This is a genomic window from Novosphingobium sp. BL-S-19 (genome assembly GCF_055521675.1).
The window spans coordinates 1,419,037-1,437,564 of record NZ_CM145498.1 but is presented as its reverse complement, the minus strand read 5'-3'; the positions used below and the strand labels follow the sequence as shown (position 1 = coordinate 1,437,564).

The 18,528-nt window shown below is 64.0% G+C and carries 20 protein-coding genes; 7 read left to right on the top strand and 13 right to left on the bottom strand.

Annotated elements, in window-relative coordinates; translation table 11 throughout:
- Positions 1 to 37: 37 nt before the first annotated feature.
- Complete coding sequence (pgsA, locus tag ACZ1JV_RS15135) at positions 38 to 631, bottom strand: CDP-diacylglycerol--glycerol-3-phosphate 3-phosphatidyltransferase (protein WP_395327028.1); 594 nt, start codon at positions 629 to 631, stop codon at positions 38 to 40.
- 181 nt (positions 632 to 812) lie between these two features.
- Here pgsA and ACZ1JV_RS15130 point away from each other — a divergent pair, with 181 nt between their 5' ends.
- Positions 813 to 2,126 (top strand): MFS transporter, encoded by a 1,314-nt coding sequence (locus tag ACZ1JV_RS15130; RefSeq protein ID WP_465152186.1) that lies wholly within the window; start codon positions 813 to 815, stop codon positions 2,124 to 2,126.
- A gap of 42 nt (positions 2,127 to 2,168) precedes the next feature.
- On the opposite strand, the gene ACZ1JV_RS15125 is transcribed toward ACZ1JV_RS15130, so the two are convergent.
- The 3 genes from ACZ1JV_RS15125 to ACZ1JV_RS15115 all read right to left on the bottom strand — a co-directional run bounded on the left by ACZ1JV_RS15125 (position 2,169) and on the right by ACZ1JV_RS15115 (position 3,327).
- On the bottom strand, positions 2,169 to 2,393 hold the full coding sequence (locus ACZ1JV_RS15125; protein WP_465152185.1) for a hypothetical protein: 225 nt from the start codon (positions 2,391 to 2,393) through the stop codon (positions 2,169 to 2,171).
- 215 nt (positions 2,394 to 2,608) lie between these two features.
- A complete protein-coding gene (locus tag ACZ1JV_RS15120) occupies positions 2,609 to 2,791 on the bottom strand; it encodes a CsbD family protein (protein WP_465137920.1) in 183 nt (60 codons plus the stop codon).
- Between the two features lie 122 nt (positions 2,792 to 2,913).
- Positions 2,914 to 3,327 carry an EVE domain-containing protein gene (locus ACZ1JV_RS15115; RefSeq protein ID WP_465152184.1) on the bottom strand — a complete coding sequence of 138 codons (414 nt, stop codon included), beginning with the start codon at positions 3,325 to 3,327 and terminating at the stop codon, positions 2,914 to 2,916.
- 160 nt (positions 3,328 to 3,487) lie between these two features.
- Between ACZ1JV_RS15115 and ACZ1JV_RS15110 the strand changes: the two genes are divergently transcribed.
- The 6 genes from ACZ1JV_RS15110 (at position 3,488) to ACZ1JV_RS15085 (ending at position 9,887) form a co-directional block, all read left to right on the top strand.
- On the top strand, positions 3,488 to 4,423 hold the full coding sequence (locus ACZ1JV_RS15110) for an isopenicillin N synthase family dioxygenase (RefSeq protein ID WP_465152183.1): 936 nt from the start codon (positions 3,488 to 3,490) through the stop codon (positions 4,421 to 4,423).
- Between the two features lie 148 nt (positions 4,424 to 4,571).
- Positions 4,572 to 6,248 (top strand): putative bifunctional diguanylate cyclase/phosphodiesterase, encoded by a 1,677-nt coding sequence (locus ACZ1JV_RS15105; RefSeq protein WP_465137917.1) that lies wholly within the window; start codon positions 4,572 to 4,574, stop codon positions 6,246 to 6,248.
- 42 nt (positions 6,249 to 6,290) lie between these two features.
- A complete protein-coding gene (gene dapF, locus ACZ1JV_RS15100; protein ID WP_465137916.1) occupies positions 6,291 to 7,121 on the top strand; it encodes a diaminopimelate epimerase in 831 nt (276 codons plus the stop codon).
- Positions 7,118 to 8,296 (top strand): MiaB/RimO family radical SAM methylthiotransferase, encoded by a 1,179-nt coding sequence (locus ACZ1JV_RS15095; protein ID WP_465152182.1) that lies wholly within the window; start codon positions 7,118 to 7,120, stop codon positions 8,294 to 8,296. Before dapF ends, ACZ1JV_RS15095 begins: the two co-directional genes overlap by 4 nt.
- On the top strand, positions 8,293 to 9,234 hold the full coding sequence (gene ftsY, locus ACZ1JV_RS15090) for a signal recognition particle-docking protein FtsY (RefSeq protein WP_465137914.1): 942 nt from the start codon (positions 8,293 to 8,295) through the stop codon (positions 9,232 to 9,234). The genes ACZ1JV_RS15095 and ftsY overlap by 4 nt, the downstream gene beginning before the upstream one ends.
- Positions 9,234 to 9,887, top strand: coding sequence for an inner membrane-spanning protein YciB (locus ACZ1JV_RS15085; protein ID WP_465137913.1), 654 nt, complete (start codon positions 9,234 to 9,236; stop codon positions 9,885 to 9,887). Before ftsY ends, ACZ1JV_RS15085 begins: the two co-directional genes overlap by 1 nt.
- 13 nt (positions 9,888 to 9,900) lie before the next feature.
- Here ACZ1JV_RS15085 and ACZ1JV_RS15080 read toward each other — a convergent pair whose 3' ends face one another.
- From ACZ1JV_RS15080 to ACZ1JV_RS15040, 9 genes are all read right to left on the bottom strand, one after another.
- Positions 9,901 to 10,824, bottom strand: coding sequence for an HAD family hydrolase (locus tag ACZ1JV_RS15080; protein WP_465152181.1), 924 nt, complete (start codon positions 10,822 to 10,824; stop codon positions 9,901 to 9,903).
- Between the two features lie 107 nt (positions 10,825 to 10,931).
- Positions 10,932 to 11,906, bottom strand: coding sequence for a TonB family protein (locus tag ACZ1JV_RS15075; RefSeq protein ID WP_465152180.1), 975 nt, complete (start codon positions 11,904 to 11,906; stop codon positions 10,932 to 10,934).
- Positions 11,907 to 12,154: 248 nt separating this feature from the next.
- The gene (locus ACZ1JV_RS15070) at positions 12,155 to 14,110 is read right to left on the bottom strand and encodes a potassium transporter Kup (RefSeq protein ID WP_465137910.1); all 1,956 of its coding nucleotides are present in this window, start codon (positions 14,108 to 14,110) and stop codon (positions 12,155 to 12,157) included.
- A gap of 165 nt (positions 14,111 to 14,275) precedes the next feature.
- A complete protein-coding gene (locus ACZ1JV_RS15065) occupies positions 14,276 to 14,965 on the bottom strand; it encodes a tetratricopeptide repeat protein (protein ID WP_465152179.1) in 690 nt (229 codons plus the stop codon).
- Entirely contained in the window at positions 14,962 to 15,384 is a 423-nt protein-coding gene (locus ACZ1JV_RS15060) for a cytochrome c-type biogenesis protein (protein WP_465152178.1), read from the bottom strand. The genes ACZ1JV_RS15065 and ACZ1JV_RS15060 overlap by 4 nt, the downstream gene beginning before the upstream one ends.
- Complete coding sequence (locus ACZ1JV_RS15055) at positions 15,381 to 15,947, bottom strand: DsbE family thiol:disulfide interchange protein (RefSeq protein WP_465152177.1); 567 nt, start codon at positions 15,945 to 15,947, stop codon at positions 15,381 to 15,383. Before ACZ1JV_RS15055 ends, ACZ1JV_RS15060 begins: the two co-directional genes overlap by 4 nt.
- On the bottom strand, positions 15,944 to 17,920 hold the full coding sequence (locus ACZ1JV_RS15050) for a heme lyase CcmF/NrfE family subunit (protein ID WP_465152176.1): 1,977 nt from the start codon (positions 17,918 to 17,920) through the stop codon (positions 15,944 to 15,946). The genes ACZ1JV_RS15055 and ACZ1JV_RS15050 overlap by 4 nt, the downstream gene beginning before the upstream one ends.
- A complete protein-coding gene (gene ccmE / locus ACZ1JV_RS15045; protein ID WP_465152579.1) occupies positions 17,917 to 18,384 on the bottom strand; it encodes a cytochrome c maturation protein CcmE in 468 nt (155 codons plus the stop codon). The genes ACZ1JV_RS15050 and ccmE overlap by 4 nt, the downstream gene beginning before the upstream one ends.
- Complete coding sequence (locus ACZ1JV_RS15040) at positions 18,384 to 18,524, bottom strand: hypothetical protein (RefSeq protein WP_465152175.1); 141 nt, start codon at positions 18,522 to 18,524, stop codon at positions 18,384 to 18,386. Before ACZ1JV_RS15040 ends, ccmE begins: the two co-directional genes overlap by 1 nt.
- Between the last annotated feature and the right edge of the window lie 4 nt (positions 18,525 to 18,528).

The window sequence follows — 18,528 nt, the reverse complement described above, 5'->3', positions numbered from 1 at the left end:
CAAGTTTGAACCTGCCGGCCTCAATTCCGGCAGCTCATCAATCCATGTGCTTGAGGCCGACGCGCAGATAGTCCCAGCCGGTAATCAGCGTCAGCACCGCCGCGCCCCACAGCGTAGTGAGGCCCACGGTGTGCGGCACGTTGACCTCCAGTGCGCCCAGATCGACATTCCACCACGGCATCGCCGCGCCGAGAATCAGCGCGCCGAGCGAGATCAGCTGGAACGTCGTCTTCCACTTGGCCAGTCGGCTGACCGGCACGGAAACCTGCAATCCGCCCAGGAATTCGCGCAGGCCGGACACGGCAATCTCGCGCACCAGAATGATCAGCCCGGCGATGACATGCATGTCGCCCACATAGGGCCCGGTCAGGATTCCCTGCGCCGTCAGCACCAGAATCACCGCCGCGACCATGATCTTGTCGGCGATCGGATCGAGGAAAACCCCCAGCTTTGAAACCGTTCCGCTCGACCGGGCGAGGTAGCCGTCGAAATAATCGGTAATGCCCATCAGGCAGTAGAGCCCGAAGGCCAAGGCATAGCCAAATTCCCACTTCGGCCACCACAGCAGAAAGGCCAGCAGCGGCATGGCGAAGATGCGGGAAAGCGTGAGAATATTCGGCAGAGTCAGCATCGCGCTACAGGCCATAGCCGCGATAGACGCGTTTGAGAATGCAGGAGTGAAACTTCTGGTCCTATTCCCCGATAAGACCCAACAAAACGCCGTTCAGGTTCCGATCAGGGGTTGTGCCCGCGCCTCACAACATTAAGTGTCCCCGCACGAGAGAGCCGAGGCCGCCGATTTTTCCTACGACATGACAACGACGTCCCAACTCATCCGCGCGAAGCGCTTCCTGCCGCTGTTCGTGACTCAGCTGTTAGGCGCGTTCAACGACAACCTGTTCAAGAACGCGATGGTGCTTTTCGTCGTCTACGGGGTCTACAACTCCGAAGCCGCGGAAGCCCGTTTCAGTGCGCTGGCATCCGGCATCTTCGTGATCCCCTTCTTCCTGCTTTCCGCGCTGGCCGGGCAACTTGCCGACATGCGCGACAAGGCAAAGATCATCCGCGTCATCAAGTTCTGCGAAATCCTGATCATGCTGGTGGGCGGCGCGGGGCTTGCGCTGGCCTGGCAGCATATCGCACTGCACACGCTGGCAATTCCGCTGATGCTGGTGGCGCTGTTCGCAATGGGCATCCATTCGACGTTCTTCGGCCCGATCAAGTACGCGATCCTGCCGCAGCACTTGCGCGAAGGCGAAGTGCTGTCCGGCACCGGCCTTGTCGAGGCCGGCACCTATATCGCGGTTCTGGCCGGCACGATCGTGGCGGGCTGGATCAGCGTGGACCATGCCGCGATCCTGGTCGTGATCGTGGCCTGCATCGGCTACCTAGCCGGTCGCAAGGTTCCGCCCGCGCCGCCGATGTGCACGCCGGAACCGCTCGATTTCCACGTGCTGCGCGCCTCTATCCACCTCGTCCGCACGACGATGAGCGATCGGCGCGTGTTCCTCGCCGTCTGCTCGATCAGCTTCTTCTGGGCGATCGGCACCGTGCTGTTCATCCAGTTCCCGCCGCTGACCAAGAACATCCTGATGGCCAGCAAGGAAGTGGCCAGCCTGTTCCTGGTGATCTTCTCGGTGGGCGTGGCGATCGGCTCCATGGCGATCAATGCCCTGCTGAAGGGCACGGTTTCGGCGCGATGGTCGCCCCTGTCGGTGATCGGCATGGGCGGCTTCCTGATCGCCTTCCAGGAAGTCTGTTCGATCTGGCCGCGTCACCACGGCCCCGAAAAGCTGATGAACGTTGCCACTTTCGTGGTCCAGCCGCTGGCGATCCCGCTGCTGGGCACCCTGCTGGGCATCGCGGTTTGCGGGGGCATGTTCGTGGTGCCGCTCTACGCCTTCCTCACCACTTTCGTCGACAAGTCGCAGACGGCGCGCACGATCGCGGCGAACAACATCGTCAATTCGGGGGCGATGGTGGTTGGCGCGGCATTCACCGGCGCGATGACATATCTGGGCCTGCCTGTGGTGCGGCAGATGGTGGTGGTGGCGCTGGCTTGCGGCGCCTCGGCATGGCTCGGCTATCTGCTGTTCCGCGCGGAACGGGCCGCGCGCTCGGCATAAGGGCCTGCTCTCCCCCTCTTGGCGAGGTGGAGCCCCTCTAAATCAGGTGATGAACACCGCGATTGCCGCCAGCGACGCGCAGTAGGCCGAAAGGAAACCGCGCCAGTCGCTGCCGGTCATGCGCCAGGTTCGGCGCGCCTCGGCATTGTCGGCGGCTTCGACGTCGGCCGGGAACGGCGCGGCGAAAGCATGGGGTGGAAGCGAGCGCCGGAACGGATGTCCGGCGGCCTCGCTGGTGAGGACGAGCGCTCGACGTTTGTGCATCATGGATGCGAGATTAAGATTTTGTTTACTTTCATTCCAGCGCCCGAATTGGCACATCCCAAAACGGGACGGACAGGCAGAGCCGCAACCTTTCAAACCTTTAACAACGCTGGAAAACCCAGCGAAAAGGGCCGCCCAATGGACGGCCCTTCACGAGACATCGCCAGCGCTGAGCGAATGCCTCACCTCTCTTTAGAGGGATCGCTTTGGAGTAACGATCAGATCCGGTCGCCTAGGGCGCCCTTGACCTTGCCGATTCCCTGCTGAAGTTCGCCCTTCTTTTCCTGCGCCTTGCCTTCGGCCTGCTGCACCGGATCATTGCGAATCTTGCCCGCAGCCTGCTTGGCATTGCCGGCAATTTCGTTGCCGAGGCCCTTTGCGGTGTCCTTGAGCTGACCCATGTCCATTCTCCTTGGTCGTGCGCGGCTGAACTGCCGCTGCATTCACATCCGAAGAACCGGAGAGGCCTGCTTTCAGTTGCCGCGGCTGCGCCGAAGCGTGCCGCTGCGGCGATACGAGGAGATCAGCCCCCGGCCAGCGAGAGGATGTAATCCCACTCCTCGGGCGTGATCACCGCAACCGACAGGCGCGAGAACTTGACCAGTTCCATGTCGGCCAGCTTCGGATCGGCCTTGACCTGCGCCAGCGTGACCGGACGCTTCAGCTTGCGCACCGGCTTCACTTTCACCGCCGCCCACTTGCCTTCGGGATCGCTGGGGTCGGTGAGGCCCGACTGGCTGACCGCGGCGATGCCGACGATCTCCTTGCCGATGTTCGAATGGTAGAAGAACACCTCGTCCCCCACCTGCATCGCACGCAGGTTGTTGGCCGCGCGGTGGTTGCGCACGCCGTCCCAGGTGCCCTCCCCCTCCGCCACGAGGTCATCCCAACTGTAGGCATCCGGTTCGGATTTCATCAGCCAATAGCGCTTAGCCATGTCGAGCCTTTCGAATTTCGATTTGGGACGGAAACTTCTATGGGGGCGCATAGCGATTCAATCGGCGGAGACAATATCGGTGATTCGGCACCTGCCGATCGCCGTCAGTTTCCCTTGGGCCTTGGCCCCATGTTTGCCGATCCCTGTTTGGAAGATCACGATGAACCTTGCCCAGATTCCCGTCCTCAGCCTTGAATCCGATCGCGCCGAATTTGCGCAGCGGATCGGCGATAGCTTTCGCACTTTCGGTTTCGCCATGGTGCGCGACCACGGCATCGATCAGGACCTGATCGACCGCGCCTGGGCGCTGACCGAACAGTTCTTTGCGCTGCCGGACGATGTGAAGCGCCAGTACTTCATTGCCGGCCAGGGCGGCGCGCGTGGCTACACGCCATTCCGCACCGAAGTCGCCAAGGGTGCGAAGGAAAAGGACCTGAAGGAATTCTGGCACGTCGGCCGCGACCTGCCCGCCGGCTCGCCGCTGGCCGGCTCGATGCCGCCCAACGTCTGGCCCACCGAGATCGAGGGCTTCCAGGAAACCTTCACCGAACTCTACGCCCAGTTCGACAAGGCCGGCGCCGAAATTCTTTCGGCCATCGCCGTGCACCTTGGGATGGACCCGCGCTGGTTCGATCCTGCGATCGATGACGGTAATTCGGTCATGCGCCTGCTGCATTACCCGCCGGTTGGCGAAGGTGCCGGCGGTGCGATCCGTGCGGGCGCGCATGAGGACATCAACCTCATCACCCTGCTGCTGGGCGCGCAGGAGGCCGGCCTTGAACTGCTGGGCAAGAACGGTGAATGGCTTACGGTCGCCCCGCCCGAAGGTGCCGTGGTGATCAATATCGGCGACATGCTGCAGCGCCTGACCAACCACGTGCTGCCGTCCACCACCCACCGCGTCCGCAATCCGGAAGGCGATCGCGCCGCGCACAGCCGCTATTCGATGCCGTTCTTCCTGCACTTGCGTAGCGATTTCCCGTTCAAGACGCTGGAACAGTGCATCACGGATGAAAATCCGGACCGCTATCCCGTCAGCATCACGGCGGACGACTATCTTCAGGAACGCCTGCGAGAAATCGGCCTTAAGGCCTGATTTTACTTATCTTTCTTGAAATATTCAGCCCGGCGCGAAAGTCCCTACGACTTTAGTCTGATCGCGCCGGGTTGAAAAACTTAACCAAAATTTCAGCCCCTCCCGCTATCTGCCCCAGATGGGTAGCCGTTCTGGGGGGACATATCCCGTGAAGATTGCATTGGTCGCACAGCCGGAAAACGCCGGCGATGATTTCGATGGCGACCGCCAGATCGACATCATCGCGCTGGGCATCGTCACGGCCGCGATCCTGCTCTTCATCGCCACCGGCAGCGAAGTCGGCCCGGATGTCGTGAAGTCGCTGCTGGGCCACGGGCCCGGGCCGGACAACTTCATTCTCAACGCCTTCCTGCTGAACGTCGCCATCATCATCTTCGGGTGGAGCCGCTATCGCCAGCTTTGCGAGGAAATCCAGCTTCGCAAGCAGGCCGAACGTCAGGCCCGCCGCCTGGCGGAAACCGATCCGCTGACCGGATTCCTCAACCGCCGCAGCTTCAACGATGCGGTGAACATGATGGTGCATGACGCTGCCGCCTCCGGCGACCGCGCGGTGACGCTGATCATGATCGACCTCGACAATTTCAAGCAGGTCAACGACTTCAACGGCCACAACACGGGGGACCGGCTGCTGCAGGAATGTGCCAAGCGCATCACCGCCTGTCTGCCGGCCCAGGCCCTGGTCAGCCGTATCGGCGGTGATGAGTTCGCCGTGGCCGTGGAGTTCGACCGCAACCGGCCGGACCGGATCGACGGCATCGCCGCATCGCTGGTTGAAGCCATCGCCCAGAGCGCGACGATCAACACCATCAGCATCGAAGTCACCGCCTCGATCGGGCTTGCCCGCAGCGACAGCCACGCCAAGAACGGCACTCCGCCGGATGCCCGCGCACTGCTGGAGATGGCGGATATCGCCATGTACCATTCCAAGCGTCAGGGACGGAACAGCTACTTCTGGTTCGAAGCCCCGATGGCGGACGAGATGCGCTTCCGCAACGAGCTGGAATACGGCATCCGCAAGGGCATCGCGCGAGGTGAGTTCGTACCTTTCTACGAGCAACAGATCGACCTTCAGACCGCCGAACTGACGGGCTTCGAAATGTTGGCCCGCTGGGATTCGCCCCAGTTCGGCATCGTTTCTCCCGATATCTTCATCCCGATTGCCGAAGAAATCGGCGTGATCGCCGAACTTTCGGAAAGCGTGATCGCGCAGGCCCTTGAAGACGCCAAGGCGTGGGATCCGAAGCTGACGCTGGCCGTCAACATCTCTCCGGTGCAGCTGCGCGATCCGTGGTTTGCGCAAAAGCTGCTGAAGATCCTGCTGGAAGCCAATTTCCCGCCGCACCGGCTGGAAATCGAGATCACCGAATCCTGCCTGCACCAGAACATGGCGCAAGTCCGTTCGCTGATCACCAGCCTGAAGAATCAGGGCATCACGATCAGCCTGGACGATTTCGGCACCGGCTACAGCTCGCTGGCGCAGCTGCGCAGCCTGCCGTTCGACCGGATCAAGATCGACCGTTCATTCGTCTCCAGCATTGCCGAGAACAAGGACAGCGCGGCCATCGTCCACGCCATCGCCATGTTGGGCAAGGGCATGGACCTGCCGATCACGGCCGAAGGCATCGAGACCGGCGACGTGCTGGAACAGCTGCTGAAGTACGACAAGATCAAGGGCCAGGGCTATCTCTACGGCCGCCCGCGCCCGGCCAGCGAACTGACCGAATGGCTGGGCAAGATCGGCATCGTCGCCAGCGGCGAAGTGGCCGAGGAAGTGCTCGCGATCACCCAGCACGCCAATGGCGCGGCCAAGGCCAGCCACGGATAACGCAGACTGGACCTGAGGGCGCCGAACGCATACATCGCGCCCATGCGGATCGACTTCACCAAGATGCATGGGCTCGGCAACGATTTCGTCGTGCTCGATGGGCGCACCGGCGCGCTGCCGCCGATTGACGCGACCTTCGCCGCCGCGCTGGCGGACCGCCACACCGGCATCGGCTGCGATCAGTTGATCGTGCTGACCCCGTCCGATCTGGGCGATTTCCAGATGCTGATCTTCAACGCCGATGGCAGTCAGGTGGAAGCCTGCGGCAATGCCACGCGCGCCGTGGGGCTGCTCTATGGCCGCCCCGCCACGATCGAGACGCTGGGCGGTATCGTCTCCACCACGCCCACCGATGCCGGCATTTCCGTGGAAATGGGCAAGCCGCGTTTCGGCTGGCAGGAAATCCCGCTGGGCTACGCGATGGACACGCACGCCATGCCGGTCGCGTGGGAAGAGCTGGTCAACCCCATCGCCGTCAATGTTGGCAATCCGCACGCGATCTTCTTCGTCGACGATCCCTACCGCATCGACATGGCCCGCCTCGGCCCGCTGATCGAGAACGATCCGATCTTCCCCGAGCGGGTGAACGTGAACGTCGCTGCCGTCACCGCGCGCGACGCAATCACCCTGCGCGTGTGGGAGCGCGGCGCCGGCCTTACCCGCGCCTGCGGCACCGGCGCCTGCGCCACGGCCATCGGCGCGATGAAGCGCGGCCTTGTCGACCGCAAGGTCACCGTCACCCTGCCCGGCGGCCCGCTGTCCATCGAATGGCGCGCGGACGACGTGATCGTGATGACCGGGCCGGCCACCGAATCCTTCCGCGGTTCGTTCGAGACTGCCGACTACGGAATTCGAGACAAGGTCCCCGCTTGACCGTCGAAGTCCACTCGCTCGGCTGCCGCCTCAATATCTCCGAAAGCGTAACCCTGCGCGGCCTGCTTGGCGGCGCAGAAGATCTCGTTGTCGTCAATTCCTGCGCGGTTACGGCAGAGGCCGTTCGCCAGACCCGGCAGGCGATCCGCCGCGCCCGCAAGGAGCGCCCGGACGCCCGCCTGATCGTCACCGGCTGCGCGGCGGAAGTCGAGCGCGAGATGCTGGCGGCCATGCCCGAAGTGGACGGCCTGGTCCCCAACACCGTCAAGCTGGACAAGCGCGCCTGGAACGTGCCTGCCGCACCGGTTGTCCGCGAAAACCGCGCCTATACGCGCGGCTTCGTGCAAGTGCAAAACGGTTGCGACCACGCCTGCACTTTCTGCGTGATCCCGCAAGGTCGCGGGCCCAGCCGCTCCTGCTCCATTGCAGAGGTACTGACCGACGTTGCCGTTCATGCGGACAAGGGCGTGCAGGAAATCGTGCTCACCGGCGTCGACCTCACCTCATGGGGCGGCGACCTCGATGGCTCTCCGCGCCTCGGTGCGTTGTGCGAAGCGATCCTCGCCCGCTTCCCCGCCCTGCCCCGCGTGCGGCTGTCCTCGATAGACGGTGCGGAAGTGGACGACAGGCTGTTCGAACTGCTGGCCGATGAAGCGCGCCTGATGCCGCACATCCACCTTTCGCTCCAGCATGGCGACGATCTGATCCTCAAACGCATGAAGCGCCGCCACAGCCGCGCAGATGCAGTGCGGCTGGTCAGCGACCTCAAGGCCCGTCGTTCTGAAATCGCCGTGGGTGCAGACCTTATCGCCGGCTTCCCGACCGAGAGCGAGGAAGCCCACGTCGCCAATCTCTCCATCGTGCGTGAACTGGACGTGGTGCACGGCCACGTGTTCCCCTATTCGCCGCGCCCCGGCACCCCCGCCGCGCGGATGCCGGCGGTGGACGGCACGACGATCCGCCGCCGCGCCGCCGAATTGCGCGATGCGATTGCCGAAACCCGCGCGCGCTGGCTGACCGGCCTGATCGGCCAGCCGCTATCGGTGCTTGCCGAAAGAGGCGGCACCGGCCATGCGCAGAACTACGCGAAAGTCCGCGTGCCCGAGTCTGTTCCGGCCGGCACGCTGGTCCGCGTCACGCCCGCAAGGGTAGTCGAAGGAATACTGGAAGCATGAGTACCGACAGCCAGCAGGCTGAGCGCGACTGGTCAGACCGCCTGTTCGGCGGCTTTCGCAAGACCACCGAACGCCTGAGCGAGAACCTTTCCGGCATCGTCGGCAAGACCACGCTTGAAGAAGCGCAGCTCGACGATATCGAGGATGCGCTGATCATGTCGGACCTCGGCCCCCGCGCCGCCGCCCGCATCCGTGCGCGCCTTGCCAGTGAACGCTTCGAACGCGACGCGGACGAGCGCGCGATCATGGAAGTGGTCGCCCGCGAGATCGCCGAAATCCTGCGCCCGGTGGCCAAGCCGCTGGATGTCGTGGCCTTCCCGCGCCCGCAAGTGATCCTCGTGATCGGGGTCAACGGATCGGGCAAGACGACGACCATCGCCAAGCTGGCGCATCTGTTCCAGGAGCAGGACTATTCGGTCATGCTCGCCGCCGGCGACACCTTCCGCGCGGCAGCCATCGGTCAGCTCGGCGTCTGGGCCGACCGTCTGGGCATTCCATTGGTCAAAGGCCCCGAAGGCGGCGATCCGGCTTCGATCGTGTTCGACGCGGTCAAGGCCGCCACCGAACAGGGCATCGATGCACTGATCGTCGACACCGCCGGCCGCCTGCAGAACAAGCGTGAGCTGATGGACGAACTATCCAAGATCCGCCGCGTGCTCGGCCGCCTCAATCCGGAGGCGCCACATGATGTCGTCCTGGTTCTGGACGCCACCAATGGCCAGAACGCGCTCTCGCAGATCGAGATATTCAAGGAAGTGGCGGGCGTTTCGGGCCTGATCATGACCAAGCTGGACGGCACCGCGCGCGGCGGCGTCCTTGTCGCGGCGGCAGAGCAGTACGGCCTGCCCATCCATGCCATCGGCGTGGGCGAGAAGATCGACGACTTGCGCCCCTTCAACCCGGACCTGCTGGCCCGCGTGATTGCAGGGATCGCCTGATGAACACCGAAGCGACCGCCCCCCAGAAGCCGAAATCGAGCTGGATCAACCTCGTCGTCGATTTCGGCCCGCTGCTGGTCTTCTTCCTGGCTTACAAGCACTTCTCACCGGCGGGCGAAAGCAATCCGATGGCGACCGTCGCTGCCGTCATCCAGGGCACCATTGCCTTCATGGTGGCGACCGTCATCGCGCTGGGCCTGTCCAAGTGGCGGCTGGGCCATATCTCGCCGATGCTCTGGCTGACCACGGTGCTGATTGTGGGCTTCGGCGCGCTCACCGTGATCTTCCACGATGCCTTCTGGATCCAGATCAAGCCCACCGCCGTCTATCTGATGTTCGCGGGCGTGCTGTTCGTCGGCCTCTGGCGCGGCAAGCCCATGCTGAAATACCTGCTGCAGTCCGCGTTCGAAGGACTTAGCGACGAAGGCTGGCTGAAGCTTTCCCGCAATTGGGCGTGGTTCTTCCTGTTTCTGGCCGTGCTGAACACGCTGCTGGTCTTCACCGTCAGCTTCGATGCATGGCTTCAGGCCAAGCTCTGGGGCTTCACCGTGCTGTCCTTCGTCTTCACTTTCTCGCAGCTGCCCATGGTGCTGAAGCACGGCATGGGCGAGGCCTGGAAGGAAGAAGTGATCGAGAACCCGCCGCACGATTGAGCGGCGGGGTTTTTCAAGCGGGATCGGAAAAGACCCGGGCCCAATCCCGCTTCATACTGACGAGCTGAAATCCCAGTTCGTCAGCCCTGTCCAGCGCTTCGGACAGCGGGCTGAGGTGAAATTCCCGGTCGTACGCAAATTCGCGTTCGGCATCGTCATGATGAAGCAGCAGAGCCAGTCGTCTGCCCGGGCCGCTGCGCGCATAGCTGAGCATGGCCAGATCCCCGTCCGAATTGCCGAAGGCCAGCACCGGCCGGCGACCGATATGCAGCGCGATATTCTGCGGCTTCACTTCCCTGTCGTCGAAACTCTGCAATTCCGCGATCTTGACGAGTTCCGATACCCCGTCACGCTGCTCCAACCTTGTCTTCACGGACGACCCGATCACTTGTGAGCGCGGAATTCCATACACCTCCTCTGAAAATCCCCGCATCAAATCGAGGCCTCCGCCCGAAACGATGAAAATCCGGAACTCGTTTGTTCGCAGATAGTTGAGCAATTCGAGTTGCGGCTGATAGACCAATTCGGTGAACAGGCGCCCCAGCTTGGGATGGCGGGCCGTTGCCAACCATTCCCTGGCGAACGCCGCGAATTCGTCCTCCGTCATGCCCGCATGGGCGCTAGCGCCAGCCTCAAGAATGCCGCGCTTGCCCAGCGCCATAATTTCCTGCCGGTCATGATCGAAGAAAGCCTTGAACGGCTGCCGCGTGCGAAGGCCGGGATCCTTTTCTTCAAGCCGCTGCAGCAGCGTGTTGGCGAAAAAGAACTGAACTTGAAGCGGTTGTTCGCACCACAGCGTCCCGTCATTGTCGAAGGTCGCGATACGCTCCGCAGGCGGCAGGAAATCACCGCCGCCCTCCTGGGTTATCGCTTCCACGAAGGAAACGATGGCCCGTTTGGCCGCGCCTTCGCGCCAACTCGGCAGCGGATCTGTCATGCGCTACTCCCTTCAGGTGGTCCTGACCGGGACATTAGCCATACCGGCACATTACCGGCATCAGGCCCATCAGCGATATCTCAGGAATTTTCCTGTAGTCAGCCGGGCTATTCGGCCAGATCACCCGCGGAAGGGGCCAATGCATCGTCCGCTCCGCCATCGGCCGGCATGACGAACTTCATCCGTTCGACACAGCCGCTGGCCCCTTGCGCAGAAGGCGCGAATTTTGCCGTTCGCAGGTTTTGCACAGCCTGAATGCCGAACTGCTCCGAAGGCTGCGCGGCAAGCACGGCAACGTTGCCGATCTCACCCCAGGGTGCGACATCGTAACGAACGACCGCCCAGCCTTCGATCCTTCGGCGGCTATAGGCATCGGGATACCGCCTGAGGGGCGGCGTCGCCCATTTGCGATCCTCCGGGCAGGCAGCGCCATCGGCATCCAGACCGGTCTTGGCCGGCATCATCGGCGCCGGAAGGTTCAGCGGCGCCCGCCAGTAGGGAAACGAGCACCCCGTCCGTTGCCCGCCCGAGAAGCGCGAATCGCTTACCGCCCTCATCGCGGCACGCTCCAGCGCGGCATTGCCGTTGCTCTGATACGGACGGACATGAATCGGCTTGCCGTTCGCATCGTTATCGTAAGCGATGCTGACCCAATCCCTCACTCCAGGGGTTCCCGCCATATTCCGAAAGTCGGGATAGGCCCGCAGCAGCGGCTGCGGCCGGGGCGCTTCTGCGCAATTCCCGTCCAACCGAATGCGCGCCCAGCCTTCGGCCGGCAAAGGGCCGGAAATCGGCGAGATCGAATAGGAGACAAGGTCGGCAACGGCCGCTTCATCCACCGCGTGGGCCGTCCCGGTGTAGGTAATCGAACATCCTCGCTGCGCCGCCGCCGGGAATTTACTGGCCGCAAGGGCTGGACCGAAATCCCCGAACGCGCCCTTGTCGCGGATCGAAATCGCACGGCCGGTCGGATCTATATCGAATTGCAGCGTCACCGAACCGGAAGCGGCAGGAGGATCGACCCGCGCGCCCCAGGTCAGGGTGTTTAGCGGCCTGCGAACAGGATCGCCCGCGACGGTCACGCCCCCATCGCACCTGACCGGGCCCGGCATCCACGTCGTCAAAAGGCGCCGGGTCCCGGGTGCCGAATCGACGACGGGCGCCGGCGGTATCGCTTGAGCCATCGACGCCGCCGCCGAAAGGCCCAGCATCAATACCGACGACAACCAACCTCGAACCGCCATGCAAGCCACTCCTGCTGCCTTGGCGCGAAGCTAACAGGTCGGAAAGGCAGGACAAAGTCGAATAAGGAACGGCTTTGCCCGCCGCCTCAAATTTCCAGCTGGCTGCCCAGTTCCACCACGCGGTTGGTCGGCAGGCGGAAGAATTCCATGGCGCTGGCCGCATTGCGCATCATCCACGCGAACAGCTTTTCGCGCCAGATCGCCATGCCCGGCTTGGCCGAGGGAACCAGCGTCTGGCGAGAGAGGAAGAAGCTGGTCTTCATCATCTCGAACGGGCCACCGCAGACTTCGTAATGGGCCAAAGCGGCGGGAACGTCGGTCTCTTCCATAAAGCCATAGCGCAGCGTCATGCGGTAAAAGCCCTGCCCCAGATCGGTCATCGAATAGCGCTCTGCCGGCTCCACATAGGGCACGTCCTGCACTTCGACCGTCAGCACCACCACACGCTCATGCAGCACCTTGTTGTGCTTGATGTTGTGCAGCAGCGCGGAAGGCACGCCGGCATTGGTGGAGGCCATGAAGATTGCCGTGCCGGGCACGCGCGCGGCCGAACCGTGCGCGCTCTTGGCGAAGACGTTGAGCGGCAGCGCAGCTTCGGTCATGCGTTCGCGCATGAGGCGGCGCCCCTTGTTCCACGTCGTCAGCAGAGTGAAGGCGATGCCGCCGATCATCAGCGGGAACCAGCCACCGTCCTTGATCTTCGTAGCGTTGGCCGCGAAGTAGGCGCCGTCCACCACGAAGAACGTGACGATCACCGGGATCGCCTGCCACGGCTTCCACTTCCACAGCACGAACAGCAGCACCGTCATCAAACAGGTGTCGATCAGCATCGCCCCCGTAACCGCAATGCCGTAGGCCGAGGCGAGGTTGGACGAGTTCTGGAACACCAGAACCAGCACGATCACGCCGGTCATCAGCGCCCAGTTGACGAAGGGGATGTAGATCTGCCCGACTTCGTGCTCGCTGGTGTGGCGGGTCGAAAGACGGGGGATGAAGCCCAGCTGCATCGCCTGATGAGTGATCGAGAACGCGCCGGAGATCACCGCCTGGCTGGCGATGAACGTGGCGCAGGTCGCCAGGATCACCAGCGGCAGGCGCAGGCTTTCGGGGGCGAGGTGGAAGAACGGGTTCTCCATCGCCTCTGCCGCCGCGGCATCGTCCAGGCCGAGGATCATCGCCGCCTGGCCGAAATAGTTGATCAGCAGGCACGGCATCACGAAGCCGAACCACGAAAGGCGCAGCGGGCCACGACCGAAATGGCCCATGTCCGAATAGAGCGCCTCGGCCCCGGTCACGGCCAGCACGACCGAGCCCAGCGCCAGGAAGCCCAGCATCTTGTCAGTCATGAAGAACTGGACCGCGTACCACGGATTCAGCGCCACCAGCACGTGCGGCATCTGCACGAGGTGATAGATGCCCAACACCGCCAGCACGGTGAAATAGGTCACCATCACCGGCGCGAACACCGCGCCCACTTTGGCCGTGCCGCTCTTCTGGATCATGAACAGCGCCACGAGCAGCACCAGCGCGATCGGCAGGACCAGCGGCGACAGGCGCGATTCGACGACCGTCAGACCCTCAACCGCCGAAAGCACCGAAACGGCCGGCGTGATCATCGAATCGCCATAGAACAGCGACGTGGCGAACACGCCCAGCAGCACGACCAGCGGGCCATAGCGCGACTTGCGGATCGCGCCCGAAATCAGCGCCACCAGCGCAAGGCTGCCGCCTTGCCCCTTGTTGTCCGCACGCATCAGGATGCCGACGTACTGGACCGAGACGACCAGCGTCATCGACCAGAAGATCAGGCTGACCACGCCCAGGACGTGCAGTTCGTCGATCGCCAGCGGATGCGGGCCGACGAAGGTTTCGCGGAAAGCGTAAAGCGGGCTGGTGCCGATATCGCCGAAAACGACACCGACGGCGCCCAGCGCCAGCTTCGTGATATTACCGGACCCATGCCCCCCGACAGGCGTTTTCCGGCCTGTGGCCGGATCGATCACTGTCGGGACCTCAGCGGTATCCGAACTTGCATCACTCATTCCAGCGCCCCGTAATGGCCTTGTCGGACCATGTTTTCATGCCGCGACAAGCGCCCGCCGTTAGCAGCATGGCTTGGGGCAGGCAACGATACTTAGTGGGTGGATCATCGCGTTGACAGCGCTGTCCCCAAATCTGATCGCGTCACCGCCCCGACGCATTTCGCTTCATCGAGCGGACTCGGCGGGCGATCCGCCCTGGGTCGCGATAAAGGCGTCGAGCCGACCGATCTGCTGTTCCAGCACCGGCCGCCAGCGGGCATCCTTGGGTGCACGCGCCAGCAGCTTGGCCCAGATTTCCCGGCCTTCGGAAAGGCGCCCGGACTGTGCCAGCGCCAGCCCCATGAAGAACGGCGGGCCGGCCGCCGTCGGATCGGAACGTTCGGCGCGGCGATAGGCATAGGCCGCCGCCGGGGTCAGCTGCCCTTCGGCATGGGCCACCAACGCATTGCCCAGCGAAAGCCACGCGTCCGATCGATAGGCGCGGATATCCGGATCGTTCGAGGGTTCGGCCGGCTCGTTCTCCACCGTTCCGCGCAGGACTTCGGCGGCATCGGCATACTCGCCGTGGCGGGCCAGGCCGTCGGCGATCACAACCCAGCGGTCGCTCGGCGGAATGCCGCTTTCGCTGAACGTGGCGCGCGCCTGCGCGAAGAATTCACCCATTTCGCCCGAACGGCCCTGTTCGGCATCCTTGGGCGCGCCGGGCTGTGCGGGCGTGCCTTGCGCGGCATAGCCGGCGATGCCCAGCGCCAGCGCCGCCGCAACCGCCTCGCGCCCGCCCTTCGGCACCTTGAACACGAAGACCACCAGCGCGAAGACGATCAGCGCCAGCAGGATCACGAAAATCCAGGTCATGCCTGCCCTCCCCGCCGGAAACGCTTGCGCAGCAGCAGGAAGGCCAGCGTCAGCAGCGCCAGCGGCACCGCGAACAACGGCCAGGTCAGCGTCGTTACGCGCGGTGCATAGCTGACGTAATCGCCATAGCGTTCGACCAGCCAACCGCGAATCGCCTCGGGCTCTTCACCCGCGGCGATCCGTTCGCGCACGAGGCTACGCATCGAACCGGCAATCGGTGCGTCCGAATCGGCGATCGACTGCCCCTGACATTGCAGGCAGCGCAGCGTCTCCATCAACGCCTCCGCCTTCTGTTCCTTGGCCGGATCGTCCAACTGGCGATAGGCGTAGGGCGCGGTGGACTGTTCCTCCTGCGCGAACACAGGCGCTATCGCCCACAGACCCAGCAAGGCCACAAGCGCGGCAAAAACGCCCCTCACTGGGCCGCCTCCGCCAGCTTTTCGAGGATCATCGGCACCTGATCCGCCCGGATCTCGCCAATGTGCTGGTAGCGAATCACGCCCTTGCCATCGATCACGTAGGTTTCCGGCACACCCGAGGATCCGAGCGCCAGCTGCACCTTGCCATCGTCATCGGCACCGATGCGGCGGTAGGGATCGCCGTTGATCTTCAGGAAGGTCTGAAGATCTTCCGTCTTGTCGCGCACCGAAATGCCTTCGATGGGGACACCCGCCTTGGCCAGCGCACCAAGCTGGGGCGCTTCCACGCCGCAAGGCACGCACCACGAGGCGAAGATGTTCACCAGATGCGGCTTGCCGTCGGCAAAGGCCTTGCTGTCCAGACCGGGGCGCCCCGGCAGAGCGGGCGGCAGGTTGAACGCCGGCATTGGCTTGCCGATCAACGTACTCGCCACATTGGTATCGGCGGGATTGCGAAGCTGCACCGTCACCAGCACCACGAAGGCGGCGAACAGCACCAGCGGTAGCCAGATGGCCCAACGCGGCGCTTTGGCGCGTGCCTCAGGAGACGAATCGGTGCTCACGAGTACCTTCCTGATCTGCCCTGCCGTTCGCGGCGGTATTCGATCTTGTCCTTGGCAATGATGCGGCGCAGGTCTGCGGCGACGCGGCCGATCAGGGCAAGCAGCCCGCCCAGCGCGATCATCAGCCCGCCCAGCCAGATCAGCGTGACGAAAGGCTTCCACCACAGACGCAGCTGCCAGCGGCCGCCCCCGTTATTGGCGTCCGCCTCGCCGCCCAGCACCGTGTAGAGCTGGCCGTTCCAGCGCGTGAGCAGCGCCGATTCGCTGGTCTGCTGCGGCGGTGCCCAGAAGCTGCGCGATTGCGGGGAAAGCTGGATGACGCGGCCGTCATCGCCATAACGCACCAGCAGGCGGGCTTCCAATGCAGTCCAGTTCGGGCCGGCGACGGGAACCACGGCGTCCAGCTTGATCTGCCATGGGCCTACTTCAGTCGCCTCGCCCGGGCGGATCGCCACCAGCTTCTCGACCGAAAAGGCGCTCTCGCTGCTCATGCCCAGCAGCGATACGGCAATGCCGCAGTGCGCGATCACCATGCCCCAGATCGGCAGCGGCGTGCGACGGAGATTGCGGCCCTTCAGCGGGAGCACACTCGCCCAGATCAGACCCAGACCCAGCGCGAAACCAATCGTCGACAACAGCGATGCGCCGCCCAGCATCACCATCGCGGCCACGCCCACCACCGCCAGCATCGCCGGAATCACCAGCGCCTTGCCCACGCGGCCAAAGCTGTCACGCCGCCAGCGCAGCAGCGGGCCGACTGCCAGCACCATCAGCATCGGCACTGCGAACAGCGCGCTCATCGGATTGAAGTAGGGCGGGCCTACCGAGACTTTGGCCCCCATCGCCTCCGCCAAGAGCGGATAGAGCGTGCCGAACAGCACGATGCCCAGAATGGCCGAGAGCATGACGTTGTTGAACACCAGCGCGCCTTCACGGCTGGTGACGGCAAAGCGCTCGCCCTCGCTCACGGTCGCCGCGCGCAGGCCGAACAGGGTGAGCGCGCCGCCGATGTTGATCGCCAGCAGCGCCAGAATGAACGTCCCGCGCTCCGGATCCACCGCGAAGGCATGGACGCTGGTAAGAATGCCCGAGCGGACGAGGAACGTGCCGATCATCGACATGGAGAAAGCCACCACGCCCAGCATCACCGTCCATGTCCGCAAGGCATCGCGCGATGCCAGCACGCTGACCGAATGGAGCAGCGCCGTCGCCGCCAGCCATGGCATCAGCGAGGCATTCTCAACCGGATCCCAGAACCACCAACCGCCCCAGCCCAATTCGTAATAGGCCCAGTAGGAACCGGCGGTGATGCCCACGGTCAGAAAGATCCACGCGCCCAGCACCCAAGGGCGCATGGCCTTGGCGAAAGCGGGGCCGACCTCGCGCGTCACCAGCGCGCCAATCGCGAAGCTGAAGGCTACCGACAGGCCAACGTAGCCTAGGTAGAGTGTAGGTGGATGGAAGGCGAGGCCAAGGTCCTGCAACAGCGGGTTAAGGCCATTGCCCTCCTGCGGAACGGGCGAAAGCCGCTCGAACGGGTTGGAGGCGATCAGCAGGAAGGCATAGAAGCCAAGGCTGACGAAAGCCTGTCCGGCCAGCGTCGCCAGCATGGTCGGCTCCGGCAGGCGGCGCTCCACCAGCGCGACGAGCCCGCCGGCCAGCCCCATCACCGTGACCCACAGCAGCATGGAGCCTTCGTGATTGCCCCAAGTCCCGGCAACGCGGAAAATCAGCGGCTTCAGCGAATGCGAATTCATCGCCACCAGCTTCACCGAGAGATCGGTGACGGCGAAAAGGTAGATCAGCGCCAGAAACGCCATGAGCGCCAGCAGCCCCTGCAACGCCGCCACCGGCCGCACGATCCCGGCCAGCGAGGCGCCGCGCGATGTCAGCGCCAGCGCGCCCGCCACCAGTTGCAATCCGGCCAGCGCGGCGGCGAGCCACAGCGCGGCAAGTCCCAGTTCCGCGATCATTTCGTTTCGCGCATCACTTGCTGGGCCTGTTCCTTGCTCATGTCCTGCATCTCGCGCGGGACGTAATTCTCATCATGCTTGGCCAGCAGATTGTCGGCCACGAACGTGCCGTCTACGCCCATGTGCCCTTCGGCAACCACGCCCGACCCCTCGACAAAGAGCGACGGAACGATGCCCTTGAAGATGACCGGCACGCGCGCTTTGCCGTCGCCCACGACGAAGGCGATGGTCACGCCGTCCGCCTCGGTCCGCAGCGATCCGCGTTCCACCATGCCGCCAAGGCGCACGCCCCGGTCGGCCTCGGGCGGGTTCGCCATGATCTCGCTCGGCACGTAGAAATAGCTGGCCTGATTACGCAGCGCCCATGCGGCCAGCAGCGCCGCCGCCAGCAGCACCACCAGCGCGATGACCAGCAGCACGAGCCGCTGATGCTTGGCCTTGATTCGCGTTCCCTCCGCCACGATCAGCGCTTCCTCGCCTCGTCCCGGCGCTTTTCGGCGCGCCTCATCGTCAACAGCGACCAGCCGACCATCGCCAGCGCCGCCCCCACACCCACGACATAGGCGGCGACCACGAAGGTCCAGGGGTCCATCGCCTCGCGCATGAAA

What these genes read in the sequence shown, in the direction of transcription:
- pgsA (WP_395327028.1), bottom strand. Translation starts at nt 631, where the DNA reads ATGCTGACTCTGCCGAATATTCTCACGCTTTCCCGCATCTTCGCCATG.
- ACZ1JV_RS15130 (WP_465152186.1), top strand. Translation starts at nt 813, where the DNA reads ATGACAACGACGTCCCAACTCATCCGCGCGAAGCGCTTCCTGCCGCTG.
- ACZ1JV_RS15125 (WP_465152185.1), bottom strand. Translation starts at nt 2,393, where the DNA reads ATGATGCACAAACGTCGAGCGCTCGTCCTCACCAGCGAGGCCGCCGGA.
- ACZ1JV_RS15120 (WP_465137920.1), bottom strand. Translation starts at nt 2,791, where the DNA reads ATGGGTCAGCTCAAGGACACCGCAAAGGGCCTCGGCAACGAAATTGCC.
- ACZ1JV_RS15115 (WP_465152184.1), bottom strand. Translation starts at nt 3,327, where the DNA reads ATGGCTAAGCGCTATTGGCTGATGAAATCCGAACCGGATGCCTACAGT.
- ACZ1JV_RS15110 (WP_465152183.1), top strand. Translation starts at nt 3,488, where the DNA reads ATGAACCTTGCCCAGATTCCCGTCCTCAGCCTTGAATCCGATCGCGCC.
- dapF (WP_465137916.1), top strand. Translation starts at nt 6,291, where the DNA reads ATGCGGATCGACTTCACCAAGATGCATGGGCTCGGCAACGATTTCGTC.
- ftsY (WP_465137914.1), top strand. Translation starts at nt 8,293, where the DNA reads ATGAGTACCGACAGCCAGCAGGCTGAGCGCGACTGGTCAGACCGCCTG.
- ACZ1JV_RS15085 (WP_465137913.1), top strand. Translation starts at nt 9,234, where the DNA reads ATGAACACCGAAGCGACCGCCCCCCAGAAGCCGAAATCGAGCTGGATC.
- ACZ1JV_RS15080 (WP_465152181.1), bottom strand. Translation starts at nt 10,824, where the DNA reads ATGACAGATCCGCTGCCGAGTTGGCGCGAAGGCGCGGCCAAACGGGCC.
- ACZ1JV_RS15070 (WP_465137910.1), bottom strand. Translation starts at nt 14,110, where the DNA reads ATGAGTGATGCAAGTTCGGATACCGCTGAGGTCCCGACAGTGATCGAT.
- ACZ1JV_RS15065 (WP_465152179.1), bottom strand. Translation starts at nt 14,965, where the DNA reads ATGACCTGGATTTTCGTGATCCTGCTGGCGCTGATCGTCTTCGCGCTG.
- ACZ1JV_RS15050 (WP_465152176.1), bottom strand. Translation starts at nt 17,920, where the DNA reads ATGATCGCGGAACTGGGACTTGCCGCGCTGTGGCTCGCCGCCGCGCTG.
- ACZ1JV_RS15040 (WP_465152175.1), bottom strand. Translation starts at nt 18,524, where the DNA reads ATGCGCGAGGCGATGGACCCCTGGACCTTCGTGGTCGCCGCCTATGTC.